The following is a 26,938-nucleotide window of genomic DNA, read 5'->3' on the forward strand; positions in this document are numbered from 1 at the left end:
GAGGGCGCTCTATGCTGAAATCCTTCGAGCATGTCGGCATGACGGTCAGCGACATGGACCGCACGGTCGATTTCTACTGCGGCCTGCTCGGCTTGCGCCTGCATCTGCGCAAAGTCATGGCCGACGGCGGAGAGATCGCCTTTCTCGATGCCGGCGGCGGCATGCTCGAAATCGTCGCACCGGCGGGCGGTGCGGCAAGGGCGGTGGATGTGCCTGATGGTACAGCCGGCCTGCGCCATCTGACCTTCCTGTTCGACAGTGTCGATGAGACCTTCGCCCGACTGGAAAAGGCCGGCGTCCAGATCAAGGAGCGGCCGCGCCTGGCTATCAATGCCGAGGTGCTGCACAAGGTCGCCTTCCTGCGTGATCCCGACGGCATTCAGATCGAGCTCGCCGAAAAAAAGTAGGCCGTCAGCGCTGACCCGGCCTGCCGATCGCCCTGGTTCGTGCGATCAGCCCTGTCAGGAGAAGCGCGACAAGCCGGTTGAACATCGTCGTCATTCTTCGCTCCCGTCGCTCAGCTCGCCAATTTGGCGCGGATATAGGTACGCCAGCCGCCGAGCGCGGTGATATCCTCAGCGTCCTTCACCGCATGTGCTTCGCAAAGAAAACCGGAAATGCTCTTGCCGTCGCTGAGCGCCACTTTTCCGATTCCGAGCGGCGCCGGGATCTTTTGGACGAAGCACCCGAAAGCATCGGCGGGCAGCGCCCAGACCTCAACCTCCAGACCGCGACCCGTGTGGCCGGGTTCGCGAACGAGGCCTGGCTTCGGCGGCACCGTATCCGGCAGCACGAAGAGACGGTATTCGCCAGTTGTGTTGCAGGTCCTGATCAGCCGCCCGCCGGCGCCGGTCAGCTCATGATTGAGCGGCATGCCGGTCAGATGCGCACCGACGACGACGATCTCAACGAGGCCGTCATCGACAGCCGCAACGCGGCTGGCTTCGGGGATGGCCGCCTGCCTGTCGATGCCCACGCCAGAGCTTGCTGCGCGATGCAGCGCATCGGCCAGCGGCGCCAGCGCATCGTCGGTGAAAGCAGGCGCAATCACGGTAACGCCGCCCGGCAAGCCATCTTTTCCGAAGCCAGCCGGAACGGCGATCGCCGCGCAATCGAGCAGGTTGACGAAATTGGTATAACGGCCGAGACGACCGTTCAGCACCACAGGATTGGCGAGCATGTCAGAGACCGTGTAAGTGGTCGGTGCGGTCGGCAGCAGAAGCACGTCGGCCTTTTCCCATTCGGCTTCGGTCTTGCGGCGCAACTCTTCCAGGCGGTAGCGGCCGTTGAAGGCCTCGACCGCGGTCTTGCCCCTGGCACCCTCGATAATCCCCCGCACCGTCGGGTCGAAATCGGCCGCGTTCGTGGCGAGGAAGGTCTGGACCGCCGCCAGACGTTCGGCAACCCACGGCCCGTCATAAAGGAGAGCGGCGGCCTCGCGGAACGGCGCGTAATCGAAAGGCACGATGGTCGCGCCGAGCGCTTTTGCCCGCTCGATGGCCTGATCGTAAAGCGCCTCCACTTCCTTATCGCCAAAGAATTCCCGCTCGGCGCCGGCCAAAACGCCGATGCGCAAGCCCGATACCGGCAAGTTCATCGGCTTGGCGCGGCGCGAGAAGGGATCGGCGGCGTCGAAACCCTCCGCAACCTTGCGGATGGCAACGCCGTCACCGACGGTCGTGGCAAAGATCGTAATGCAGTCGACACTCTTGCAGGCCGGAACGACGCCGGTGTTCGGCAGAAGACCTGGAGTCGGCTTGATGCCGACCAGATTGTTGAAGGCGGCCGGCACGCGGCCGGAGCCCGCCGTATCCGTACCGAGCGCGAAGGCGGCTAGGCCGGATGCTACCGTGACGGCCGATCCGGAACTCGAACCGCCGGAGATATAAGCCGCATCGAAAACCGAACGCGGCGCGCCATAGGGCGAGCGCGTGCCGTTGAGGCCGGTGGCGAACTGGTCGAGATTGGTCTTGCCGATGATGATGGCACCGGCTGCTTTCAGCCGCGCAACGACGGTCGAATCCGCCTCCGGCCGATACGTGTAGGCCGGGCAGGCGGCGGTCGTCGGCAAGCCGGCGGCATCGATATTGTCTTTCACGGCGAAGGGCACGCCCCAGAGCGGCAGACTGTTTGCCTCAGGCGCGCGTGCCATCAGCGCCCGGGCGGCAGCGCGCAGCTCCTCGTCCGGCACCGGGGTGATGAAGATCGCCGGATCTTTCGACGCGGCGCGGCGGGCGATCACCTCTTCTATGGCATCGAGCGGCGTCAGGCCGGATTGATAGGCGGCGCGAAGGCTTGAGAGATCGAGAATGGTCGGCAGCATGTCAGCATTCCTCCAGGACGACGATGATGTCGCCGGCTTTGACGTTTCTTCCCGGCCCGGCCCGCAGCTCACGGACGTGGCCTGCCGCATGGGCGGTGACGTTGATTTCCATTTTCATCGATTCGATGATGGCAAGTGTATCGCCGGCCGCAACCGCGGCGCCCGGCTCGACCAGCAGTTTCCAGATATTGCCGGGCACGGCGCTGGCAACACCGAAGCAGCCGTCGGGAATATCCCCGTCCGGACTTTCGCCCGCTCCTTCGTCGGTGACGAAGCTGTCGAGCCCGGCCTCCTTCCAGCGCTGGCGTTCGGCATCGAATGCAGCCTGCTGCATCGTCTTGAAGCGACCGATCGATTCCGAGTTCGCCTGCAATTCCTTCTCATAAGCCGCATAGGAGAATTCCGTCTCCTCGATCCTGATGGGGTAGCCGCCATGCGGGAAGGCGGCGCGCGCCTCCGTCAATTCCCCGTTGCTCACCGGGAAAAAGCGGATCTGGTCGAAGAAGTTGAGCAGCCATGGCTTGCCCCTGGCAAAGGCCGGCGTCTCCCGCCAAGTGTTCCACACCTGGATGGTTCGGCCGAAGAGCTGGTAACCGCCCGGTCCCTCCATGCCGTAAATGCACATATAGGCGCCGCCGATCCCGACGGCATTTTCCGGCGTCCAGGTGCGGGCCGGATTGTATTTGGTCGTGACGAGCCGATGGCGCGGATCGGTCGGTGTTGCAACCGGTGCCCCGAGGTAGACGTCGCCGAGACCGAGCACGAGGTAACTTGCATCGAAGACGATGTCGCGCACCGCCTGCTCGTCGGGAAGACCGTTGATGCGGCGGATGAACTCGATATTCGACGGGCACCACGGCGCGTTCGGGCGCACGAGCTCCTGATACTTCCGCATCGCAAGTTCCGCATCCGGATCGTTCCAGGAGAGCGGCAGATGCACGATGCGGCTCGGCACCGTGACATCCTGCGCCGCCGGCAGCGTCGCTTCGATTTCGAAGAGCAACCCCAGTAGCCGCTTTCGTGTCAGCTGCGTGCCGTCGTAATGGATCTGCAGAGAACGGATGCCGGGGGTCAGATCAACGACGCCGGGAAGACGCGCCTCGACGACCGCCTGCATCAATAGATGCACCCGCAGCCGGAGCGCGATATCGAGCGTCATCGGCCCATATTCGACAAGCAGATTGTCGTCCCCCTGGCGGCGGTAGACGACAGAAACCGGGCCATCCTCGCTGGTACCAACGATCGGCGAACCCGTCTCTTCCACGCCCCGACGCACACCCGGGCCGGCGATCGGGTCTTGCGGGCGCGCCACCGCGTGAAAACTGATGCGGTCGCCGGGCTTGAACTGACCCATCTTCCACTGCTCATCGCGGGCGATCACCGCGGGGCAGACGAAGCCGCCGAGGCTCGGACCGTCAGGGCCGAGAATGATCGGCATATCGCCGGTGAAATCGATCGCTCCGATCGCATAGGCATTGTCGTGGAGGTTGGAGGGGTGCAGCCCCGCCTCGCCGCCATCGCGGCGCGCCCAAACCGGCGCCGGACCGATAAGGCGCACACCGGTGCGGGCGCTGTTGAAATGCACCTCGTAAGCCGTCGAGAACAGCGTCTCGATATCGCTATCCTCGAAAAAGTCGGGCGCACCGTGCGGGCCATAGACGACGCCGACATCCCATTCACGCGTCAAGGCGGCAGGCTCCGTCGCCGGTCTCACCAGTTCGGCTGGCGCCTGCCGGGCAAAACGCAGCACATGCCCTGTCTTCAGCGTACCGGTGGCATTGCCGCCGAACTGGCCGAGGCCGAACGTCGCCCGCGAACCGAGCACGACGGGTGCAGCAAAACCGCCGGCGACGGCGAGATAGGCGCGCTGCCCCGGTCCTTCGATCGTACCGATCGACAGAACCTGGCCGGCCCGGATCATGACCGGCTCGTCATGCGGCAGCCTTATGCCATCGCATGTCATTGGCATGCAGGCACCGGCCAGCGCGATCGTCTGGTCGGCATAAAACCGCACCGTCGGGCCGGAAACCGTCAATTCGAGCGCAGCCGTCACATCGCTATTGCCGACCAGCCGGTTGGCATGGCGGAACGAGCGCTCGTCCATCGGACCGCTCGGCGGTACGCCGACATGCCAGAGGCCAAGCCGGCCCGGCAGTTCCTGAATGCTCGATTGCGCGCCCGGCGCCAATACTTCGACGACATCAGGAACGAAGGCGAAATCGCGCAGCGCCATCGTTGCCACCTTGGCGCCGGCAAGCAGTTCGGAAGCGGCAATGGCCTTGAGATAATCGAGATTGGTCTCGATGCCCGATATCGATGTCGCAGCAAGTGCTGCCTTCAGTTTCTCGATCGCCGCCGGCCGGTCTTCCGCCGCCACGATCAGCTTGGCAAGCATCGGGTCGTAAAAGGGGGTCACCTCGGTTCCCGTCTCGATCCCGCCGTCGACGCGGGCATTGTCGGGGAAGATGACTTCGGTCAGCAAGCCGGCGCTCGGGCGGAAATCGGCATGCGGCATTTCGGCATAGATCCGCATTTCGATCGCCGCGCCCTTCGGCGTCAGGTCCCTAGCGCCGGAGAGCACGTCCTCGCCTGCCGCCTGCCGGATCATCCATTCGACGAGATCGATGCCGAAGACGGCTTCCGTGACAGGATGCTCGACCTGCAGGCGGGTGTTGACCTCGAGGAAATAGAATTCTTCGCGCTGGGGATCATAGATAAATTCGACAGTGCCGGCCGATTCATAGGAGACCGAGCTTCCCAAATCGACCGCCGCCTTGTGCAGCCGCGCCCGAGTTTCGGCGGAAAGGCCGGGAGCAGGGGTTTCTTCGACGACCTTCTGGTTCCGCCGCTGCAGCGAGCAGTCGCGTTCGCCGAGCGCGATCACTCTGCCCTTGCCGTCGCCGAAGATCTGCACCTCGACATGGCGCGCTTGCGCAACGAAGCGCTCGATGTAGACGCGCGCATCGCCGAAGCTGGCACGGGCGGTCCGCTGCACGCTTTCGAAGGAGGCGGTAAGGCTTGCCGCATCGGCGCAAAGCTGCATGCCGATGCCGCCGCCGCCGGCTGTGCTTTTCAGCATGACGGGGTAACCAACGGTCTCGGCCGCCGAAAGCGCCGCTTCGACGCTCTGCAACAGATCGGTGCCGGGCAGCAGCGGCACGCCGCTCGCTTTCGCCAGTTGGCGCGCCGTATGCTTCAGGCCGAAGGCCGACAGATGTTGCGGCCGCGGACCAATGAAGGCGATGCCTTCGGCGGCGAGCCGTTCGGCAAAGCCGATATTCTCCGAGAGGAAACCATAGCCCGGGTGAACGGCCTCAGCACCGGTCGCCTTGCAGGCGGCGATGACGGCATCGACATCAAGATAGCTTTCGGCAGCAGGCGCCGGGCCGAGGCGCACGGCCTGGTCGGCGATCAGCGCCGGCTTTGAGAACCGATCAGCATCGGAATAGACGGCAACCGAGGCGATGCCCATCCTCTTCAATGTCCGGATGACTCGGACGGCGATTTCGCCACGATTGGCGATAAGGACCTTGGTGAACATCGATCAGTCCTCGCCGTCCCAGATCAGCACCCGGATTGGCGTCGGATCGAAGCCGTTGCAGGGATTGTTGATCTGCGGGCAGTTGGAGATGACGCAGAGCACGTCCATTTCCGCCACCAGCTCGACGTAATCACCCGGTGCGGAAATGCCGTCGACGATGGTCATCTCGCCATTCGGTTTGATCGGCACGTTCATGAAGAAGTTGATGTTCGGCACGATGTCGCGCTTGCTCATGCCGTGCCTGGTCACCTCGAGCACAAAATTGTCGCGGCAGGCATGCAGATATTTCGTGCCGTGGCCGAAGCGCACGGTATTGCTCTCGCAGGAGCAGGCGCCGGCTGACGTATCATGACGGCCGCAGCTGTCGGCTGTCATGACAAGCATGACGTTGCCTTCGTTTGAGATGATCCTCGTACCGGTGCCGATATAGGCGCCTGCCTGCGCCCGCATCGTATCCTGGTTGGAATAACGCTCGGCAAAGTCATCGGCACGGTAGAACAGCGTGTCGATTGCCTGCTGGCCGTAGCTGTCCTCGATGCGGATCGTCTGGCCCTTGCGGACGATACCGGACCACGGCGCCTCGGCTGCGATGAAATGGTCCTGCACGGCGTTGTCGAGGCTGCGCGAAGCTGAAGTCTTGATGAAATCGGTCATTGTCATCCTCCCTCAGGCCAGCATCGAAGCGTTGTTTTTGAAGCCGCGAAGAGCTTCGGCGGTCGCCGTGCGGGACAGGTCGTCGACTGCAGGCGCTGCTGCTCGAAAGCGCGTGACGATAACAGGCTTCGGCTGATAGACCGGGTCGGGATCGAGCGGATGCGGGCAATTCGAAAAGCCGACGATCATGTCCATCTCAGCGCGCAGCTCGGCATAATCGCCGCTGTTGGAGCGCTTGCCGTGCCAGTGGAAGCCGCCGTCATCATCGACGCGGACGGGGGCGAAGAGATTGAGAATCGCAGGAATGTCGCGCCTGGCGAGGCCAAGCTTGCCGGCGGCGAGCACGAGATTGTCGCGGGTGTTGCGCGTGTTGGCGCCCGGATATTTCGCAGCATTCGAAGCTGCCGTCGAGCCGCCCATCAGGCAATCATGGGCGCCCGAACTGTCCTCGATCAGCGAAAACATCACCCGGCCCATATCCGAGAAGATAACGCGCCCCTTTCCGAGGGCAGTCGTCCACTGCACCTTGACCGTGTCGACGAGATTGAGCCGCTCGCTGGTTTCGGTAGCGTTCCAGGCGACGAGCGCCACGGTCGATCCGCCTTCGCCCTGATCGATGCGGAGCGCCTCGCCGCGCTTCAGCGCGGTTGACCAGTACCAGCCGCCGGGGATGGTTTCCTGATGGATGATCGCAGCAGCTTCGATTGCAGGAGCGGGCAGGGGGCTCGGCGCCGGCAGGGCTTTCGGTGCGAATTCCAGCCCCTTCTTCTGATGTTCCTCGTAACGCTGCCGGTTAGCGGCAATCTCTTCGGGCGAACGCCTGACATGCATCATGGTTTTTCTCCTGACGGACTGGAAGCCGGGTCGTCCCGGCGAAGGCCCAGAGAAATGACCGGGCCGTCCCGGTCGGGGCTGAAGACGGGGGGCGCGCCGGCAAGTCTCGGCGGCCAAATCGAAATATCCTTGGTGATCGTCGCGCCGTAGCGCTGCTTCTCCTCCGGGCGGTCACGCCGGCGCTCGAAGGCGACGACGCGTGTTGCCAGCGTGAAGGCCTCGCGCATGTCATGCGTCACCATGACGACGGTCATCTGCGTTTCGTGCCAGAGCCGCTTCATCAAGGTGTGAATCTCGGCGCGGATGCCGGGATCGAGCGCGCCGAAAGGCTCGTCGAGCAGCAGCACTTTCGGCTTCATGATCAGCGCCTGCGCCAGCGCCAGGCGCTGCTGCATGCCGCCGGAAAGCTGTGCCGGATATTTGTCCTCGGCGCCGGAAAGGCCGACTTCGGCAATCAACCGCCGTGCCTCGTCGACGGCGCTGCGTCGGGCAGCACCGAAGAGCTTTGCCTTGTAGCGCGAAGTGGAAAGCTCGCGGCCGAGCAGCACGTTACCGAGCACGGTCAGATGCGGAAAGACCGAATAACGCTGGAAGACGACGCCGCGGTCCGGCCCCGGCTCTTGCGGCAGCGCTTCGCCGTCAAGCCGGATTGCGCCCCGTGTCGGCCGTTCCTGGCCGAGCAGCATGCGCAGAAACGTCGTCTTGCCGCAGCCGGACGGGCCGACAAGGGCGACGAAGGCACGCGAGGCGACGGTCAGCGACACGTCTTCGAGTACGATCTGGTCGCCATACTCCTTCCAGACCTTCTCGATCACCAGTTCGCTCATGCCTGCTTCTCCAGTTCCGACCAGGGGAAGACGGCGATGCGGATGCGATCGAGGATGTAGTTCATGACCACGGCGAGCAGCGTAATCCAGACGACATAGGGAAAGATGATGTCCATCGAGAGGTAGCGGCGCACGAGGAAGATGCGGTAGCCGAGGCCGGAATCCGACGAGATCGCCTCGGCCGCGATCAGGAACAGCCAGGCCGGACCGAGCTGAAGTCTGAGGCAAGTGATCAGCCGGGGCAGGACCTGCGGCAGCACAACGCGAAGGCCGATCTGCCAGGAGGAGCCGCCGAGCGTTTCAGCCTTGACGATCTGTTCGCGCGGCAGTTCCAGCGCCTTCAGCGCAAGGTCGCGGATCATCGTCGGCGCGACGCCGATGACGATCAGCGCGATCTTCGAAGCTTCGCCGAGCCCCATGGCGATGAAGAGGATCGGCAGCAGCGCCAGTGGCGGCACCATCGAGATGACGGCGACGAAGGGGGAGAGCAGCGCCCTGAGATACGGCAGCATGCCGATCAGCATGCCGATGACGAGCGCAGTGATCGTCGAGATGCCGAGGCCGGCAAACAGCCGGATCAGGCTCGCACCGCTATCGGACCACAGCAGATATTGGCCGGTACGCGGATCAGCGATGAAGGCAAGACGGTCGATCGCGTCGGCAAAACCGGCAAGACCGGGCAACAGCTTGTCGTTGGCGTTTTCCGCCAGTCGTGCCGCCGAGCCGAAAGTGTAGGCAACGATCAGCAGCACGAAGGGCAGCAGCGTCAAGGCAAGCTGCGCGCCCCGGCTCGGCCTCGTGTTGATCCAGCGCATGGGGAAAGCTCCGCTGATGAAAGGTTGGGCGGCGCGGTCAGGACCGCACCGCTGCTTGGACATTGCTCAGAGCGAACTGTCGGCGGCCGCCTTCATGTAGGTCTCGGTGAAGCGCAGCTTGATGTTGCCGCTGTCGCCCAGAACCTTGCCGTCGGGCATTTCGATGCCGATAACGTCGGCCGACGGCGCGCCGCTGCCGAGCAGACCCTTTTCGAACAGGAAGCTGCGGACGAGATCCATGGTCTTCGGCAGGCTGCCCGAGGCGGTAAAAGCCACGGCATCGGCCGGCTTGGCGAACAGCTTGGTGGCTGCAAGCTGGGATTCGAAACCCTTGAGATCGGTGCCTGATGCCTGGCCCATCGCCTCACGCGCAGCCTTGCCGTCGGCGCTGTCGGCGGTCAGGAGCGCTGCGGTTTCATACCAGATGCCGGCGAGCGCCTTGCCGAAATTCGGGTTGTCCTTCAGCACGCCGGTGTTGGCGACCATCAAGTCGATGATTTCACCCGGCACCTGCGAGCTGTCGAACACCTTCTTCGCCGTGGGGTCCTCGAGTATGGTCGAGACCAGCGGGTTCCAGGTGACGACCGCCGTCACGTCAGCCGTCTTGTAAGCGGCGACCATGTCTGCATCGGAGGTGTTGACCACTTTCACATCGCGCTCGGTCATCTTGATGCTCTCCAGCGCGCGGGCCAGCAGATAATGCGAGACGGAGAATTCGACGAGATTGACGCTCTGGCCTTTGATGTCGGCAAGGCTCGCCTTGTCCTTGAGGATGACGGCATCATTGCCGTTCGAGAAGTCGCCGACGATCACAGCTGTGGTATCGACGCCGCCGGCCGCCGGGATCGACAGGCCGTCCATATTGGTAAGGGTCACGGCGTCGAAGGCGCCGGCGGTATACTGGTTCATCGATTCGACGTAGTCGTTGAACTGGGTGACCTCGATCTTGATGCCGTATTTGTCTGCCCATTTCTTGACGATGCCGTGATCGGCCGCGTAACCCCACGGCATCCAGCCGACATAGATCGACCAGGCGACCTTGAAATCTGTCTTCTGTTCGGCCTTCGCGATGGCGCTGTGCCCGAGCGTCAGGGATGCCGTCAGCGCGGCTATCGATAGGATTTTCGAAAAAGTCTGCATTGAAATTCCCCTTTGCTTTTCTTCAAAAGGGATCGGCAATGACCATCGTGCCGCCAATCCCTTGGCTTACGAGGTCTCCCGGGCTTTTATCCCGCCGTGCACCCGACGGGATGTCTCCCCCGCCGGTGGCAGCTCTCGGACCAGCCGCGCCTTGCGACGCCGGAACCCTAGCCACCAACTCTGCAACTATCGAAGCAAAGGCTGTGCCAAACTGTAAATCATTGATTTCATTAATATATCTCTGGCATTATCTCTCGCAGCAAATACATAGTGCATGCACTTGCACAGAAAATGTGCGCATTCTGCCGCCGCCTTAGGCGTTGACGTCTTTCCGCTCACAAGAAAGGCAAGCAGCAAGCAGAACTCGTAGAATGCCGAATTGCGACACGCCCTAGTTTCGGAAGGCGCCGGCGGGAATCGTCGTCACCAGTCGGATATCGCGACGGAAGTCCGATGGCGACATGCCGGCGATATGGCGGAAGGATTTGTTGAAGGCGCTGATCGAGCCGAAGCCGCTGTCCATGGCCACCTGCAGCACGTTGGCGCCCTCGCTCATCAGCATCGCCTGGGCACGTGACAGCCGCAGCAGCGTCACATATTTGCTGAGGGTCATACCGGTCGTTCGCTTAAACAGGTTCATCGCATATTTCGGATGCAGGTCGGCGGCGCGGGCGATATCGACCGAATCGATATCCTGCAGGAAATTGGCGGCGATGAAATCGCACATGCGCGCGACGCTGCGCGAGGAATGCGGATGCGGCTGATCACTTTCGAGACTGACAGCCGTTTTCGACGTCGTCATCGAATAAGGTTCGAGCGCGATGCGCTCGATACGCAGCAGCAACTCGTCGACGGCGTGCTGGGCCTTGGCGGGATTGCCTGAGTTGGCATAGCGGAACCAGCGAGCGAAATTGTCGATGTCGGCCGCATCGGTTGCCGACGTCAGCAATGTCTCGCCCTTCATCAGTCGGCTGGAAATGCTGATCGGCAGGCGCAGCCGGAAGAAATAGACGAGCGGCAGGTGCGCCCCCGCATAGAGCGAATCGTCCGAGGATTCGTCCATCTGATGCGGCTGCCCACCCCAGAAGAGGCACATTTCGCCGGCGTTAAGCCGGAATTCGTGGTCGCTCATGCGATAGTGCACGCTTCCGCGAATCACGTAGTTGACCTCGACCTGCGCGTGCCAGTGCGGCATGGCCATGATCGGCGGATGGGCATGAAACATCTGCAGCGCTGTCGGCGAACCCTCGATGCTGCTCGCTCCGGGCTGATAGATTGCACGCACTCCGACCTTACTTTCCGCCAAATCCATATTCCCTTTTTAGGAGACAGCCGCTCCCTGACAGTTAGTTTAACCGGGTTCGTAAGATCGGCAATTGAAAAGGGAGGATTTTCAATGCGCTTCAAACTTCTGGCTGCCACCACAGCCGTTGCACTGCTAGCTTCCGGCTCCGCATTCGCTGAGTCGGCCAATCTGACTATCTGGAGCTGGAATGTCGCCGCGTCGGCATTGAAGTCCACGCTTCCGGGCTTCAACAAACAGTTCCCCGATATCAAGATCACCGTCGAGGACCTCGGCAACAGCCAGGTCTTCGACAAGACGCTGGCTGCCTGCGCTGCCGGCGGCGACGGCCTTCCCGATATTGTCAGCATCGAGAATTTCGAAGCTGAAATCTTCTGGAGCCGTTTCCCGGATTGCTTCGCCAATCTGAAGGAGCTCGGCTATACGTCCGAGATCCAGGCGAAATTTCCTGACTTCAAGCGCACCGAGCTCGAAGTCGGCGATGTCGCCTACGCCATGCCGTGGGATTCCGGTCCTGTCGCCGTCTTTTACCGCCGCGACATGTACGAAAAGGCCGGTGTCGATCCGAGCACGATCAGCACCTGGGACGATTTCATCGCCGCCGGCAAAAAGATTTCCGCCGCCAATCCCGGCGTCGTCATGGCCCAGGCCGATTTCAACGGCGACAGCGAATGGTTTCGCATGATCGCCAACGAACAGGGCTGCGGCTATTATTCGACCGACGGCCAGAATATCACCATCAACCAGCCGGCCTGCGTCGCCTCGCTGCAAAAGGTGAAGGAAATGAAGGACGCCGGCACGCTGACGGCGGCCAACTGGGACGAAAAGATCCAGGCCAATACCGCCGGCAAGGCCGCGAGCCAGCTGTATGGCGGCTGGTACGAGGGCACCGTGCGCTCGACCTCTCCCGATCTCAAGGGCAAGTGGGGCGTTTACAGGATGCCGAGCCTGACGGCCGACGGCCCGCATGCGGCCAATCTCGGTGGTTCGTCGCTCGCCATTTCGGCGACTTCGGCCAACAAGGAAGCCGCCTGGAAATTCGTCAACTACGCGCTGGGCACCAATGAGGGCCAGATTACCATGCTGAAGGAATTCGGCCTGGTGCCGTCGCTGCTTTCGGCCGAGAAGGACCCCTTCATCAGCGAACCGCAGCCCTATTGGGGCGGCCAGAAGGTCTGGGCCGATATCCTGGCGACGCTGCCGAAGATCGTGCCGAGCCGCGGCACCGCTTTCCAGAGCGATGCTGAAGCCATCTTCAAGGCAACACAGACGAAGTTCTTCGCCGGCGGTTATCCCGACGCGAAGGCAGCCCTCGACGATGCTGCCAAGCAGATCGCTTCGGCGACCGGGCTTCCAGTGGCGCAATGACTGACGACGCCGGGCGCTTCGGCGCCCGGCTTTCTCCCGCCTTGCAAGGCGGCCGGTCATTCGTTCGTGAGGAGGAGGCTCGATGCCGTTCAGAACCCGGAGCGCCTATGCGTTCCTTGCCCCTTATTTGCTGGTCTTTGCCACTTTCTGGGTCTGGCCCATCATCAATTCGTTCCTGATTTCCTTTCAGAACACCCGCATCAACCCGTGGAAATATAGTTTCCAGGCCAATTGGGGTCGGCTCTTCTACGATCCGGCCTTCTATAATGCTCTTTACAATACGCTCATCATCCTGGTGATCCAGGTCCCGGTGATGATCGCGCTTGCGACCGTCATGGCCGTGATGCTCAATTCGCCGCTCTTGAAAGCGCGCCCGCTTTTCCGCTTCGCCTTCTTTGCGCCCGTCGTCGTCGGCGAGGTCGCCTATGCCGCGGTGTTCCGGCTTATGTTCAGCCTCGATTTCGGCATCATCAACAAGCTGATCTCCGCCGTCGGCCTCAGCCCGGTTTCCTGGTTCGACAACGCCAATGCCGCCATGGCGCTGATCATCCTCGCCGTCACCTGGCGCTGGGCGGGCTATAACGCCATCATCATCCTGGCCGGCCTGCAGTCGATTCCGGACGATGTCTACGAGGCTGCCACACTCGACCGGGTGAGCAAGGTACAGCAGTTCTTTCACATCACTCTGCCGCTCCTGAAACCGATCATCCTCTTCTGCGTGGTGCTCTCGGTGATCGGCACCATGCAGCTCTTCACCGAGCCCTTCCTCATTACCAATCGCGGCGGCCCCGGCGGCGGTACCGAGACGCTCGGCCTGCTGCTTTACCGCCAGGGCTTCACCTCGCTGAACTTCGGCTATGCCTCGGCGATCGCCTACACGATGGCGTCCCTTGCCGTGGTGATCTCGCTTCTCAATCTCTGGGTCGGGAGGGATCCGAAATGAAATCCAGGTCGCGATCCCTACTCATGCGCCAGATCGTACTGCACGCCGCACTGGCGCCGCTTGCGCTGATCTGGCTGTTTCCGCTCTGGATGATGTTCGTCTTCTCGACGATGCCCGACAACGGCATTTTCAGCCCCGACATCGTGCTCTGGCCGTCCACAAACTTCATCGCGAATTTCAAGAACCTGCAGGCCGATACCGATTTCATCGGCGCGATGACGATCTCCGTCGGCGTCGCGATCATCTATACTTTCCTGTCGGTGATGCTGACCTCGATGGCGGGCTGGGCGCTGGCGCGTTACCGTTTCGTCGGTCGCTCCATCGTCATCGCCATCATCCTTGGAACGATCACGCTGCCCTTCTCCGTGGTCGTCATCCCGCAATTCATCATGGTGGCCCGCGAGTTCCGGCTGGCGAACACCTGGGTGGCGCTGATCGTGCCGCCGCTGTTCAATTCGCTCGGCGTACTGTTCATGCGCCAGTCCTTCTCGATGATGCCGGGCGAGCTTTTCGATGCGGCCCGTGTCGAGGGCGTCAAAGAATGGCAGATCTTCCTGCGCATCGCCTTGCCGCTGGCGCGCCCGACCATGGCGGCATTGGCGATCATCCTCTTCCTCGCCTCCTGGAACAACTATCTCTGGCCGCTGCTCATCAACTCCAAACCGGGAATGATGACCGCGCCGGTGGCATTGGGAACGCTGATCGGTCTCACCAAGGTTTCCTGGGGCGGCATCATGGCCGGCGCGGTGCTGCTGACGGCGCCGATCCTCGTCGTCTTCGTGGCTCTCCAGCGCCATTTCATCGCCGGCATCGCCGCCGGCGCAATCAAGTAATCAGGAGGCCGCATGGCAGAGCTTTCACTCAGCAATATCGTCAAGCGCTTCGGCGGCTTCGAGATCATCCATGGCGCCGATCTGGAGGTGAAAGACGGCGAATTCGTCGTCTTCGTCGGCCCCTCCGGCTGCGGCAAATCCACGCTGTTGCGGATGATCGCCGGCCTTGAGGACATCACCTCCGGTGAGCTTCGGATCGGCGGCAGGGTCGTCAACGACGTCGAGCCGGCCGATCGCGGCATTGCCATGGTCTTCCAGTCCTATGCGCTCTACCCGCATCTCACCGTCGAGGAAAATTTGAGCTTCGGCCTGCGGATGAACGGCAATCCGAAGGCCGATACCGAGCGGCGCGTGCGCCACGTCGCCGAGATCCTGCAGATCACCGAGCTGATGAAACGGCGGCCGAAGCAGCTGTCCGGCGGTCAGCGACAGCGCGTCGCAATCGGCCGCGCCATCGTCCGCGAACCGGAGGTGTTCCTGTTCGACGAGCCCTTGTCGAACCTCGATGCGGAACTGCGCGTGCAGATGCGCGTCGAAATCTCCAGGCTGCACAAGCAGCTCGGCACGACGATGATCTATGTCACCCACGACCAGACCGAAGCAATGACGCTCGCCGACCGGATCGTCGTGCTGCGCGCCGGCAATATCGAGCAGATCGGCGCGCCGCTCGATCTTTACGACGATCCCGCCAACCAGTTCGTCGCCGGTTTCGTCGGTTCGCCGAAGATGAATTTCCTCAAAGCCATGGTGGTCGAGGCGCAGCCGGGCAGGGTGGTGATCGCGCTCGAAAGCGATGCCAATATGCGTCTGCCGCTGCCCGTCACCGAACCCATCGAAGCCGGCACGAAGGTGACGCTCGGCATCCGTCCCGAACATTTCGTCGATGCCGGCATGGGCGATGCCGATCTCACCGTCGCCATCGACGTCGCCGAGCATCTCGGCAACACCAGCTACATCTATGCCGCCATCGGCAGTGAGCAGCTGATCATCGAGCGGCCGGAATCGCGCACCGCCGGCAATCGCGAGACGCTGACCGTCGGCCTTCCCGCAAGCCACACATTCCTTTTCGACGGCGCCGGAAAACGGCTTCGCTAAACCACAAATCCCAAGGCAGAAAGACGAAAGAGGTTTCCATGACTTCCGATCAACCGATCCGCTGGGGCATCATCGGCCCCGGCACCATCGCTCGCACCTTTGCAGATGGCGTCGCCCATTCGCGAACCGGTAAATTGGTGGCGATCGCTACCCGCAATCCTTCCAAGCCGGGACTTTCAAAAAACTTCCCCGGCGCCCGCATCGTCGAGGGTTACGAGGCGCTGCTTTCCGACCCCGAGGTCGATGCGGTCTATATCTCCGTGCCTCATACCGGCCATGCCGAATGGGCGATCAAGGCCGCGCGCGCCGGCAAGCACATCCTTGTGGAAAAGCCGATCGCGCTTTCGGCCTATGATGCCGAAGCCGTTTATTACGAGGCCAAGAAGGCCGGCGTCTTTGCCGGCGAAGCCTTCATGTACCGCGTGCATCCGCAGACGGAAAAACTGGTCGAACTCATCAAGAGTGGCGTCATCGGCACCGTCCGCATCATCCGCTCGAGCTTCGGCTTCAATATGGGCAGCTACAAGCCGGAGCACAGGCTGTTCGCCAATGATACCGCCGGCGGCGGCATTCTCGATGTCGGCGGCTACCCGGTCTCGATGGCAAGGCTGATCGCCGGCGCCGCGGAAGGCAAGGCCTTCCTCGACCCGGAGAAAGTTTCAGGCGTCGCTCATCTCGGCGAGAGCGGCGTCGATGAATGGGCCTCCGCAGTGCTCAAATTCCCGAACGAGATCATTGCTGAAGTCTCCTGCTCGATCATGGCGCAGCAGGACAATGTGCTGCGTATCATCGGCTCCGAGGGCCGGATCGAAGTCGCCGACTTCTGGTTCGCCTCCGGCCATAAGGGCGGCGTCGGCAAGATCGAAATCTTCAAGGGCGGCAAACAGGAGACGGTCGAGGTAAAGGAAGATCGCTGGCTCTATTCCTTCGAGGCGGACGCGGCGGGCGATGCGATCCGCGCCGGCAAAACCGAGTTCAGCTCTCCCGGCATGAGCTGGGCGGATTCGATCGCCAACCTGCGCGTGCTCGACCAGTGGCGCGCCTCGGTCGGCCTGGAATACGGCGTCGAGAAAGCGGCAAAGCGCACGACCAACATTGCCGGCGGCGCAGTCACGCACGGCAGCAGCATTCCGCGGCGTGAGATACCCGGCATTTCCAAGCCGGCCTCGGTGGTGACGCTCGGCTTCGAATTCTTCCCGAACTTTGCCGCCGCCTCGCTGACGCTCGACGCCTTTTACGAGGCCGGCGGCAATGCCTTCGACACGGCCTATGTCTATGGCGCCGGCAAGACGGAATCGATCTTCGGCGACTGGCACACGAGCCGCCAGGTGCCGCGCGAGGAGATCGTGCTGATCGGCAAGGGCGCACATTCGCCGCTCTGCTATCCCGACATGATCGCCAAGCAGCTCGACCAGTCTCTCGCCCGGCTGAAGACCGACTATGTCGACATCTACTTCATGCATCGCGACAATACCGACGTGCCGGTCGGCGAGTTCGTCGATGCCATGGATGCCGAGGTCAAGCGCGGCCGTATCCGCGGCATCTTCGGCGGCTCGAACTGGACGCGGGCGCGCTTCGACGAGGCGATCGCCTATGCCGAAAAGACCGGCAAGGCAGCGCCGGCGGCTCTCTCCAACAACTTCTCGCTCGCCGAGATGCTGGATCCGATCTGGGCCGGCTGCGTCGCCGCCTCCGACGACGACTGGAAGACGTGGCTGAACGAGAAGCAGATCCCGAACTTTGCCTGGTCGAGCCAGGGCCGCGGCTTCTTCACCGACCGCGCCGGCCGCGACAAGCGGGACGACGAGGAGATCGTTCGGGTCTGGTATTCCGAACGCAATTTCGGACGCCGCGACCGCGCCATCGAGCTTGCCAACAAGCTTGGCCGCAACCCGATCCACATCGCGCTCGCCTATGTGATCGCCCAGCCTTTCCCGGTCATTCCGTTGATCGGACCGCGTACTGTCGCCGAGTTGGAAGACAGTCTTTCGGCGCTCGACATCCGACTGACACCCGATCAGGTGAAATGGCTGGAAGGCTGACCCAATAAAAGGGCGCGGTTCGAGCCGCGCCCTTTTTCGATCGCGTCACGGCCGACGCCGAGCCATCGAGACGGGGCGTATACCCCTATTAATCCCGGTCAGCTTGCCGGATTGCGCGCGGTGACGATCCACGCCGCGCCGTCGATCATCACCGACCGCTCACCGGGGCAGCCCGCGAAGGCGGCACGAACCGCGACCGAGGCGCGGGCCCGGATGTCGTCGGGTTGACCAGCGAGAGCGCGCGACAGCGGGCCGACCTCGAGTGTCATCTCCACCGCGTCGTCGATCGCCGCGTCCCGCGTCCCCCCCTCGCCGAACGGGATGGAGGCATCGAATGGCGCGATAGCAATATCGGTGAAGCCGGCCGCCGTCAGGATACGCGCCACGCGCCCCTGGTCGCCAAACGAGAACGGGCCGGGCGCTTCGGGATCAGGTGGTGCCATCGGCGGGACGATGCCCTTGATCGCGCCCATCGGCAAGCGCACCCAATCGTTCTCGGCCATGCCGCGCCAGCAGACGAAAGCGACCCGCGCGCCCGGCTTGAGCGCACGGCGCATATGAGCGAACGCCGCTGTAGGATCGTCAAAGAACATCACTCCGAAGCGCGAGAACAGGATGTCGAACGCGCCCTCGGGCAATTCGGTACTACTACTGGCGTCGGCCACTTGGAACACGGCCGGCGTATTCGGCGACGCTAGCGCGCGCGCTCTGCCGATCAGCGATTCGGATATGTCTACGCCTAGCACATGGCCCTCCGCGCCGACGCGGGCGGCCAGAGCCAGACTCGACGCTCCCGCGCCGCAGCCGACGTCCAGTACGCGCTCGCCCGTGGCGGGCGCGGCGGCTTCGATCGCGGCCTGGCCGAACACCGCCATCATGGCATCGAGCCGGGCCTGGTAAGCGACCCAGCGCTCCCCGCTTTGGCCATTCCAGTCGGCTATCTGATAAAGATTTTTCTCTGCCATGCCATATCCTTGTTCTGATCCGTTCTTAACTAGGCTGCTCCCCCGCGTGGTCGCTGCCACCGTGCGCGGCGATGAACATCGCGACGGCCGACCGGCAATAGGATTCGATTTCGTTGTCGTCCTCTGCTCTCGCCTGATCGAAGCGCGCGATGATCAGGAGATCGGATCCTTTGAAAAGCGCGGCAAACAAGCGGGCGGACCGGAGAGGATCGGGCACGTTCAGAACCGCCTTGGCGTGCAGCTGACGCAACAGGGCCTCGATTTGGGCGATGACATAGGCGGGCCCGGCTTCGTAATGGAGCTTGCTTGACGAGTTTTGATTCGCCCTGTCGGCCATGACCATAGCTTCGACACTGCGGACGTCTGACCTCAACAGCGTGCGAAGCAGTAAAGATCCCACCGCCATGAGCTGATCTTCGACCGAACCGTCGACGCCTTCAAGGAGGGTTTGTGGTGAAAACAACTGATGGCAGCCGGCCGCGATGGCCGCGCTGAACAGCGCCTCCTTGTTCTCGAAGTGCCGATAGATGCTGAGCTTGGATATCTTCGCCCGCTGGGCGACCTTGTCCAATGTCGTCGCTTGAAAGCCCAATTCCACAAAGAGTTCGCGCGCGGCGTCGACGATTGTTTGGCCAAGCGCTTCGTTGGCGGGCCTGCCGCGCCGGCCCTGGCTGTTTTCGGTCACGACAATTCCGATCCTTGACAGTATCGTAATTCTTGCATTACGATACCATGTAGTATCTGAAATGTGCAAGCCAATGGGTAGGTTCAAACTTAAGGTTCCCCACCCACGACACGGAGCCCATCACCATGGAAGACGTCATCATCATCGGCGGCAGCTTTGCCGGTCTCGCCGGCGCCTTGCAGCTCGGCCGCGCCCGCCGCAAGGTCACCGTTCTCGATACCGGCCTGCCGCGCAACCGCCTCGCTGGCCACTCGCATGGCCTGCTCGGCCACGACCACAAGCCGCCGCTGGACATTCTGGCCGAGGCGCGGCAGCAGCTGGCGCGTTATCCCACGATCAAGCTGGTCAGTGCCCGGGCCGACAGCATCTCCGGCGCCATCGATGATTTCTCCGTCCTCACTGGCGATGGCGAAAGCCTTGGGGCGCGCCGCCTGATCCTGAGCTATGGCGTCGCCGACCAGATGCCTGATGTTCCGGGCTTTGCCGAAAGCTGGGGCACCTCAATCGTGCCTTGCCCCTATTGCGACGGCTTTGAAGTCGCCGGCCAGCATTGGGGCCTCGTCTGGTCCGGCCGGCAGTCGCACAATCAGGCCAGGCTTTTCCACGATTGGACCGACAGGTTGACGCTGTTCGCCGATGGTCACGACATTCCGCCCGATATCCGGGCCGATCTGGCGCGCCGCAGCATACCTGTCGTCGAAGGCCGGATCACCGGGATCGCCCATCACGGGGGCCATAGCGCCACCATCAAACTCGATACCAGCCCCAATGTCGCGGTCGACATCCTGTTCGCTCATCCGCGCAACAAGCCGTCCGCCAGCCTGCATGAATCACTGGACCTCGCCACAGTCGATACGCCCAGCGGCATCGCCCTCAAGGTCGATGAGCGCCGCGAGACCAGCATGCCCGGCATCTACGCCGCCGGCGACCTCGCCAACCCCGGAATGCCCTCGGTCACCACGGCATCATGGCAAGGCGCAATGGCAGGCATCTTCGCCCAGCAGTCGATGCTGGTTTGAGAGCAGAGAAGCTCTTCCCCGGGTGCGCGGGCGATCATATTCTGGAGGTTGCGGGCAGCGGACGGACCGGGCGCTCTACTCGCTAAGACCTCCGGCCCGCCAATCCGCGCGAACCGCTTCAATCCAAACAACTTCGAATTCCCTTAGCGGGTATTGTTGTAGAAATGCCCACGGTGCCCCTTTCTACTTACGCGTCTCGGACGCCTTCTTTCCGGCGGCGTCGTCCATCAACTCGTACCACATGGCGTTGAGGACGGCGAAAGCGGCGGCCAGCGGCAGGCCGAGAATCCATGCAAAATACCACATCGTTTCGTCTCCCTCAGTAGGCGTGGCTGTTTTTGTCGGTGACGGATTTTTCATCGACCTTGCCCCACAGAACCTTGTAGACCCAGGCCGTGTAGGCAAAGATGATCGGCAGGAAGATCGCCGACACCACCAGCATGATGAACAGCGTCATATGGCTGGAGGACGCATCCCAGACCGTCAGGCTTGATCGCGGATCGAGCGAGGAGGGCAGGATGAAGGGGAACATCGACAGGCCGACCGTCGAGATGATGCCGAGGACGGCGACCGTGCTGAAGAGCAACGTCATCACCTCGCGCCGTGCCCGCATGGCAATGAACGCCAGTGCCGCCCCGGCAAAGCCGAGGACCGGTGCTGCGATCATCCACGAATGGGCGGTGTAATTGGCAAGCCAGGCGCTCTTTTCGATTACCACCGTTTTCAGCAGCGGATTGGAAGGTCCGATCGGGCTGATATCGCTGGTGATGCGGTAGCCGCCGACGCCGATCCACAGGAAGACGCCGCCGAGGGCAAACAGCGAGATGGCGGCCAGGGCGGCGATGCTGCCATAGCGTCTGGCCCGCTCCGCAACCGGACCGCTCGCCTTCAGCACCAGCCAGGCCGCACCATGCATCGTCAGCATGGCGACGGAGAGCAGGCCGCAAAGCAATGCAAAGGGATTGAGCAGGGCAAAGAACGAGCCTTCGTAGAAGATCCGCATATCGTCGGCAAAGCGGAAGGGCACGCCCTGCAGCACGTTGCCGACGGCGACGCCGAAGATCAGCGACGGTACAAAGCCGCCGACGAAGAGCGCCCAGTCCCAGCCATTGCGCCAGCGGGCACTCTCCCGCTTCGACCGGTATTTGAAGCCGACGGGGCGCAGGATGAGCGCGAAGAGGATCGCGAACATCGCCAGATAGAAGCCCGAGAAAGAGACCGCATAGAGCGGCGGCCAGGCGGCGAAGATGGCGCCGCCGCCGAGGATCAGCCAAACCTGATTGCCTTCCCAGGTGGCGCCGATGGTGTTGATCACCACGCGCCGTTCCGTATCGGTCCTGGCGACGAAGGGCAGAAGGGTGCCGACGCCGAGATCGAAGCCGCCTGTCGCCGCAAAGGCGATCAGCACTATGCCGAGCAGCAGCCACCAGATGATGCGCAGGGTTTCATAGTCGATGAGTTCGTGAAGGATCATGGCAGGTCACTCCGCGGCCGGGACGAGGGTTTCGGAAATCAGCACCGCTTCCGGCCCGTCGTCCGGTTCAGGGCCCTGGCGGATCGCCTTGATCATCAGGCCCATCTCGATGACGATCAGCACCGTGTAGAGCGCGGCAAAACCGATGATCGTCAAAAGCACGGTGCCGGCGCCGAGGCTGGAGACGGCTGCCGCCGTCGGCAGCACGCCTTCGATCACCCAGGGCTGGCGGCCGAACTCGGCGACGACCCAGCCAAGCTCGATGGCGACCCAGGGCAGGGGGATCGCCAGCACCGCAATCCTCAGCAGCAGCGGATATTTGTCGAGATGCCGGCGCGCCGACAGCCAGAAGAAGGTGGCGGTCAAGAGGATGAAGAAGATGCCGAGGCCGACCATGATGCGGAAGGACCAGAAGAGCGTCGGCACATGCGGGATGGTATCGCGTGCGGCCTGGACGATCTGCTCATTGGTTGCCTGGCGGGGATCGTCGACATAGCGCTTCAGAAGAAGAGCGTAACCCAAATCATGGCCTAGATCCTCGAAGGAGCTGCGCACCTCCTGCGCCACCTGATCCTGCGCCGGCGCTGCACGGATCTGCATCAGCGCGTCATAGGCCTTGATGCCGTGGCGGATGCGGGTTTCGGCCTGCTGTTCGAGCTTATCGATGCCGGGGATCTCTGTCGTCAGCGACCGTGTGCCGATCAGGCCCATGACCCAGGGGATATGCACGGCGAAATGTGTTTCACGCGCTTCCTGGTCGGGGAAACCGAAGGCGGTGAAGGCGGCCGGAGCCGGCTCGGTCTTCCACATGCCCTCGATCGCGGCGAGCTTCATCTTCTGGTTCTCGGTGGCGAGATAACCGCTCTCATCGCCAAGCACGACTACCGACAGCGCCGAGGCGAGGCCGAAGGAGGCGGCAACCGTCATCGAGCGCTTGGCCAGCTCGATATGCCGGCCCTTGATCACATACCAGGCCGAAACACCAAGCACGAAGATCGAAGCGCAGACGTAACCCGCCGAGACCGTGTGGACGAATTTCGCCTGGGCGACTGGATTGAAGACCACGTCGAAGAAGCTTGTGATCTCCATGCGCATCGTCTGCGGATTGAGTGCAGATCCGACAGGGTTCTGCATCCAGCCATTGGCGATGAGGATCCAGAGGGCTGAGAAATTCGAACCCAGCGCCACAGCCCAGGTGGCGACGAGATGGCCGACCTTCGACAGCTTGTCCCAGCCGAAGAAGAACAGACCGACGAAGGTTGCCTCCAGGAAGAAGGCCATCAGGCCTTCGATTGCCAGCGGCGCACCGAAAATGTCGCCGACATAATAGCTGTAATAGCTCCAGTTCATGCCGAACTGGAATTCCATGACGATGCCGGTGGCGACGCCGATCACGAAATTAATGCCGAACAGCGTGCCCCAGAATTTCGTCATCTGCCGCCAGATCTGGCGGCCGGTCATGACATAGACGGTTTCCATGATCGCCAGAAGCACGGACAGGCCGAGCGTCAGCGGTACGAACAGGAAGTGGTACAGCGCCGTCAGCGCGAATTGGAAGCGCGAAAGCGCTACGATATCTAGTTCCATTGTCTTTCTCCCACGGTCCCACGGGGCCGGAGCGTTCCTCGAGCGCCGGCCGGCGCTTGAGGGCATGCGATCTCGCTCAGTCCGGCCGAAGCCGGTCGAGCGCCTTTTCGAACGCCGCGTCTCCGCGGCGCGAAATCTCTGAAATGCGGCCGCCTTCGATGACGGCGATGCGGTCTGCGATGGCAGCCTCGCGGCGGATATGCGTGGCGATCACCAAAGAGCGGCCGTCGGCCATTGCCGACAGGCGACCGAGCACGTCGCGGGCGGTGGCGCCGTCGAGACCCTCTGTGGGTTCATCGAGCAGCCAGAGCGGCGTGTCGCGCAGGAAGAGCCGGGCAAGCGCCAGCCGGCGCGACTGGCCGCCGGAAAGGCCGAGCCCGCCTTCGCCGAGCGGCGTATCGATCCCGCGCGGCATGGCCTCGACATCGGCAAGCAGCCCGGCAGCGGCGAGCGCGCCGCGAAGACGGGCCTCGCTCGCATCGGGGTTGGCAAGAGCGAGATTGCCGCGCAGGCTGTCCTCGAAGAGTTCCGTCCGCTGTGTCAGCAAGGAGGGCGTTACCGCGGCGACTGTTCCTGTTCTTGCCGGCAGTTCGCCGGAAAGCAGAGCAAGCAGGCTCGACTTGCCGGCGCCGCTGCTGCCGATGACGGCCAGGCTTTCGCCCTGCTGGAGCGTGAGCGCGATGTCCCGGAGTGCCGGCACGGCGGAATTTTCATGGAAGGCGGATGCATCGGCCAGCGAAAAGGCAAATCCCGGCAGCGGCGGCGCCAATGCTTCGGATGCCTCCGCGATGGCAAGCCGCGGTCCGACGCGTTTTGCCGCAAGCAAGGTCCGGCCCAGTTCAAGGGCGCCGCGGCGCAGCGCCGCGAAGGGTTCGACGGCTGCAAAGGCGACGAGAAGGCCGAGGGCTGCGACCGGCGCGGTAATCGCCTTCGTTTCCGCAAGGGCAGCGACGGCAAGCAGCGATGCCGTCAACAGCAGGGTGGAGACGAGGCCGAAGCCGAATGTCAGGCCGGTTTCGACGCGGTTCAGCCGGTCGTCGGCGCGCCCGGCATAATGATCGGCGGCAGCGATCGCACCCCTCTGCGCGGCAAGCCGGCCGGCCATCAACAGGTCGGTCTGGCCAGCGACGAGATCGATCGTCCGCGACCGCAGCGCCTCGATGCCGTGGACGCGCCTGCGGGCATGTTTGCGCGCCACCCGAGCGGCGATCAAGGGCAGGCCGAGGCCGGCGCCGGCGAGAAAGAAGAAAGAGAGCAGGCCGAACGAGGGATGCATGAGCCCCAGCACGAGGCTGGCCGCAAGGGCAGCGCCGATCGCCACCGCGGCCGGCACGAGGATCCGGAGATAGAGCGAGTCGAGCGCATCGATATCGGCCGTCAACCGGAAGAGCAGCCTTGCCGGACGATGCAGCAGCGTGCGCGCCGCGCCCGGTTCGGCGAAGCCGCGAAACAATCTTTCGCGAAGAGCGGCGAGCACGCCGAGCGTCGCGTCATGGGTTGCAAGCCTTTCACCGTAGCGCGCCACTGTCCTGATGATGGCCAGCAGGCGGATGCCGGCCGACGGCGCAAAGACGTCGAACGTTATGGCGACCGCGGAAAGGCCGGCAAGCGAGGTGGCGGTGATGAACCAGCCGGACAGGCCGAGCAGGGCGATACCAGCCGCGACCGTCGCCGCCGAAAGTGCTGCGCCGAGCAGCAGCGCGCGCCGGCGCTCGGCAAAGAACAGACGCAGGATCGGCTTCAGATCTGCAGCGAATGTGCTCATTCGGCGGCCTCCCTCACAATGATGTCGGCGTCGATGCGGATGCTACGATGCATGCGCGCTGCCAGCAGCGGATCATGGGTCGCAACGATCAAAGTGCGCCCTCTGGAAAGCGAAAGCAGGCTCTCGGTGACTTCGGCGGCGGTGACGGCATCGAGATGCGCGGTCGGCTCGTCGGCCAGGATGATCCTCAGATGCGGATTGCAGGCCGCCCGCGCGATCGCAAGCCGCAGCGCCTCGCCGCCGGAAAGCCCGATGCCGCCCTCGCCGAGCGGCCGGCCGCCATAGGCCTCGGCCACCTTACCAAGTCTCGCGACGGCAAGCGCATCCGTGACATCGCCGCTTACGATGCCGGGCCTGCCAAGCGAAATATTGCCTGCGATGGTGCCGGCAAAGATATACGGCTTCTGGCCGATCCACGCCATGCCGCCGCGCAGGCTGGCGGCAGTCTTATCCGCAAGCTCGACGCCGCCGATGACGATGCGCCCGCCGGCGCAGGGCGCCAGCCCGGCGATCAAGGAAAGAAGCGTCGATTTGCCGGAGCCGCTTGCACCGAGAAGGGCCAGATGTTCGCCGGCGGCGATATCGAGGTTGAAACCGTCTAATATCAGCGGCTCGCCGGCGCCGTAGCGAAAGGCGAGATTTTCGAAGCGGACGGCCGGCGCCCCGGTGCCGGCAAGCACTGTTGTCTCGGCCGATCCCCGGATCGGCAACCCGCCTGCAGCCAGAGCATCCAGCGCTTTCAGCGCCGCTTCGCCTGCCGCTCGATCGTGCCAGACGGCCGAGAGTTCGCGCAGCGGCTCGAAGAAGGCCGGCGCCAGCAGCAGGATGAACAGTCCCTCGGTCAGGTCGAGTCGGCCTGTCCAGGTGCCGAAGCGGATCTCGCCGAGCAGGCTGAAACCGACATAGACGGCAATCATCGCCACGCCGAGCGCTGCGAAAAGCTCGAGCACGGCCGAGGAGAGAAAGGCGATCTTCAGCACCGCCATGGTGCGCACGCGCAGCGACTCCGCCTCGCGGCGCAGCCGCAGCGCGGTGGCATCCACCGCGTCGAGCCCCCGGATCGTCGCCAGTCCGCGCAGCCGATCGAGCAGGAAGCCGTTGAGGCCACCGGTCGCAACGAGCTGTTTTTCGCTGGCCGCCTGGGCGCGCCAGCCGATCAGCGCCATGAAGATCGGGATCAGCGGCGCGGCAAACAGCAAAACCAGCGCGGCGATCCAGGAGACCGGAAGGATGAAGGCGAGGATGACGAAGGGCACGAAGCTTGCCTTCATCCGCGCCGGCTGGAAACGGGCGAGATAGGGCACGATGAGTTCAGCCTGCTCGCCGATGACGCTTGCGGCTTTGCCGGAGGCCGGCCGGCCGCGATCGATCGGCGACGACAGGCAAAGGGCGGCGACGGCGGCCTGCCGCCTGCGGCTGAGCTCGGCGCGCGCGGCATGAAAGGCCAGGCGGCCGCCGGCTGCGTCGAGACAGCTTCTTGCCAATCCGAGGAGGAGAATGCCGAAGGCCGGCCAGAGCACGTCGTGCAATCCACCGCCATCGGCAATGCGGCCGACCGAGATGGCGAGCAAGCCGGCCTGCGGGATCCAGATGGCGGCGGCCAGCGCCTGCAGCATCGCCGCGCTGCGCAGCCCGCCCTTCGCCGCGTCACCGCGAGGCGAAACGCCTGCCGGCGGCCGCGTCTCTTGTTTATCTGTCGCGTCGAAGAAAGCAGTGCCCATGGCG

Annotated in this window: 22 protein-coding genes and 1 riboswitch; of the genes, 7 read left to right on the plus strand and 15 right to left on the minus strand. The window is 63.2% G+C overall.

Features of this window, described 5'->3' with window-relative positions; genetic code table 11:
- Positions 1-11 precede the first annotated feature (11 nt).
- A complete protein-coding gene (locus FHX14_RS25490; RefSeq protein WP_184379518.1) occupies positions 12-407 on the plus strand; it encodes a VOC family protein in 396 nt (131 codons plus the stop codon).
- 110 nt (positions 408-517) lie between these two features.
- On the opposite strand, the gene atzF is transcribed toward FHX14_RS25490, so the two are convergent.
- From atzF to FHX14_RS25530, 8 genes are all read right to left on the minus strand, one after another.
- Positions 518-2,323: an allophanate hydrolase gene (gene atzF, locus FHX14_RS25495; protein WP_184379520.1), complete on the minus strand. Its 1,806-nt coding sequence runs from the start codon at positions 2,321-2,323 to the stop codon at positions 518-520.
- Position 2,324: 1 nt separating this feature from the next.
- Positions 2,325-5,864 (minus strand): urea carboxylase, encoded by a 3,540-nt coding sequence (gene uca, locus FHX14_RS25500; protein ID WP_184379521.1) that lies wholly within the window; start codon positions 5,862-5,864, stop codon positions 2,325-2,327.
- A 3-nt stretch (positions 5,865-5,867) separates the two neighbouring features.
- Complete coding sequence (locus FHX14_RS25505; RefSeq protein ID WP_012560124.1) at positions 5,868-6,518, minus strand: urea amidolyase associated protein UAAP2; 651 nt, start codon at positions 6,516-6,518, stop codon at positions 5,868-5,870.
- A 12-nt stretch (positions 6,519-6,530) separates the two neighbouring features.
- Complete coding sequence (locus tag FHX14_RS25510; protein WP_184379523.1) at positions 6,531-7,352, minus strand: urea amidolyase associated protein UAAP1; 822 nt, start codon at positions 7,350-7,352, stop codon at positions 6,531-6,533.
- Positions 7,349-8,179 (minus strand): ABC transporter ATP-binding protein, encoded by an 831-nt coding sequence (locus tag FHX14_RS25515; RefSeq protein WP_012560126.1) that lies wholly within the window; start codon positions 8,177-8,179, stop codon positions 7,349-7,351. The genes FHX14_RS25510 and FHX14_RS25515 overlap by 4 nt, the downstream gene beginning before the upstream one ends.
- Positions 8,176-8,994 carry an ABC transporter permease subunit gene (locus tag FHX14_RS25520; RefSeq protein WP_184379525.1) on the minus strand — a complete coding sequence of 273 codons (819 nt, stop codon included), beginning with the start codon at positions 8,992-8,994 and terminating at the stop codon, positions 8,176-8,178. The genes FHX14_RS25515 and FHX14_RS25520 overlap by 4 nt, the downstream gene beginning before the upstream one ends.
- A gap of 66 nt (positions 8,995-9,060) precedes the next feature.
- Positions 9,061-10,134, minus strand: a complete 1,074-nt coding sequence (locus FHX14_RS25525; RefSeq protein WP_184379526.1) for a putative urea ABC transporter substrate-binding protein — start codon at positions 10,132-10,134, stop codon at positions 9,061-9,063.
- 73 nt (positions 10,135-10,207) lie between these two features.
- Positions 10,208-10,316: riboswitch (guanidine-I (ykkC/yxkD leader) on the minus strand.
- Between the two features lie 209 nt (positions 10,317-10,525).
- Entirely contained in the window at positions 10,526-11,446 is a 921-nt protein-coding gene (locus FHX14_RS25530; protein ID WP_184379528.1) for a helix-turn-helix domain-containing protein, read from the minus strand.
- Positions 11,447-11,530: 84 nt separating this feature from the next.
- Here FHX14_RS25530 and FHX14_RS25535 point away from each other — a divergent pair, with 84 nt between their 5' ends.
- The 5 genes from FHX14_RS25535 to FHX14_RS25555 all read left to right on the plus strand — a co-directional run bounded on the left by FHX14_RS25535 (position 11,531) and on the right by FHX14_RS25555 (position 17,718).
- Complete coding sequence (locus FHX14_RS25535) at positions 11,531-12,805, plus strand: extracellular solute-binding protein (protein ID WP_184379529.1); 1,275 nt, start codon at positions 11,531-11,533, stop codon at positions 12,803-12,805.
- Between the two features lie 82 nt (positions 12,806-12,887).
- The gene (locus tag FHX14_RS25540; protein WP_012560130.1) at positions 12,888-13,748 is read left to right on the plus strand and encodes a sugar ABC transporter permease; all 861 of its coding nucleotides are present in this window, start codon (positions 12,888-12,890) and stop codon (positions 13,746-13,748) included.
- Entirely contained in the window at positions 13,745-14,581 is an 837-nt protein-coding gene (locus tag FHX14_RS25545) for a carbohydrate ABC transporter permease (RefSeq protein ID WP_003595713.1), read from the plus strand. The genes FHX14_RS25540 and FHX14_RS25545 overlap by 4 nt, the downstream gene beginning before the upstream one ends.
- A gap of 12 nt (positions 14,582-14,593) precedes the next feature.
- Complete coding sequence (gene ugpC / locus FHX14_RS25550; protein WP_184379531.1) at positions 14,594-15,676, plus strand: sn-glycerol-3-phosphate ABC transporter ATP-binding protein UgpC; 1,083 nt, start codon at positions 14,594-14,596, stop codon at positions 15,674-15,676.
- 38 nt (positions 15,677-15,714) lie between these two features.
- Entirely contained in the window at positions 15,715-17,718 is a 2,004-nt protein-coding gene (locus FHX14_RS25555; protein WP_184379533.1) for an aldo/keto reductase, read from the plus strand.
- Between the two features lie 98 nt (positions 17,719-17,816).
- Here the strand turns inward: FHX14_RS25555 and FHX14_RS25560 are convergent, their stop codons facing one another.
- Positions 17,817-18,683 carry a methyltransferase domain-containing protein gene (locus FHX14_RS25560; RefSeq protein ID WP_184379535.1) on the minus strand — a complete coding sequence of 289 codons (867 nt, stop codon included), beginning with the start codon at positions 18,681-18,683 and terminating at the stop codon, positions 17,817-17,819.
- Between the two features lie 25 nt (positions 18,684-18,708).
- Positions 18,709-19,368, minus strand: coding sequence for a TetR/AcrR family transcriptional regulator (locus FHX14_RS25565; RefSeq protein WP_184379537.1), 660 nt, complete (start codon positions 19,366-19,368; stop codon positions 18,709-18,711).
- Positions 19,369-19,493: 125 nt separating this feature from the next.
- On the opposite strand from FHX14_RS25565, the gene FHX14_RS25570 reads away from it, so the two are divergent.
- Positions 19,494-20,387 (plus strand): NAD(P)/FAD-dependent oxidoreductase, encoded by an 894-nt coding sequence (locus FHX14_RS25570; protein ID WP_184379539.1) that lies wholly within the window; start codon positions 19,494-19,496, stop codon positions 20,385-20,387.
- A gap of 183 nt (positions 20,388-20,570) precedes the next feature.
- Here the strand turns inward: FHX14_RS25570 and cydX are convergent, their stop codons facing one another.
- The 5 genes from cydX to cydD form a co-directional block, all read right to left on the minus strand.
- Positions 20,571-20,693, minus strand: a complete 123-nt coding sequence (gene cydX, locus FHX14_RS25575; protein ID WP_184379541.1) for a cytochrome bd-I oxidase subunit CydX — start codon at positions 20,691-20,693, stop codon at positions 20,571-20,573.
- Between the two features lie 13 nt (positions 20,694-20,706).
- On the minus strand, positions 20,707-21,861 hold the full coding sequence (gene cydB / locus FHX14_RS25580) for a cytochrome d ubiquinol oxidase subunit II (protein WP_184379543.1): 1,155 nt from the start codon (positions 21,859-21,861) through the stop codon (positions 20,707-20,709).
- Between the two features lie 6 nt (positions 21,862-21,867).
- Positions 21,868-23,448 carry a cytochrome ubiquinol oxidase subunit I gene (locus FHX14_RS25585; protein WP_184379545.1) on the minus strand — a complete coding sequence of 527 codons (1,581 nt, stop codon included), beginning with the start codon at positions 23,446-23,448 and terminating at the stop codon, positions 21,868-21,870.
- 76 nt (positions 23,449-23,524) lie between these two features.
- The gene (locus FHX14_RS25590; RefSeq protein WP_184379547.1) at positions 23,525-25,213 is read right to left on the minus strand and encodes an ATP-binding cassette domain-containing protein; all 1,689 of its coding nucleotides are present in this window, start codon (positions 25,211-25,213) and stop codon (positions 23,525-23,527) included.
- Complete coding sequence (gene cydD / locus FHX14_RS25595) at positions 25,210-26,934, minus strand: thiol reductant ABC exporter subunit CydD (RefSeq protein ID WP_184379549.1); 1,725 nt, start codon at positions 26,932-26,934, stop codon at positions 25,210-25,212. The genes FHX14_RS25590 and cydD overlap by 4 nt, the downstream gene beginning before the upstream one ends.
- Positions 26,935-26,938: the final 4 nt, after the last annotated feature.

This window comes from Rhizobium sp. BK619, from assembly GCF_014195245.1.
In the GTDB taxonomy this organism is placed as follows: Bacteria; Pseudomonadota; Alphaproteobacteria; order Rhizobiales; family Rhizobiaceae; genus Rhizobium; species Rhizobium acidisoli.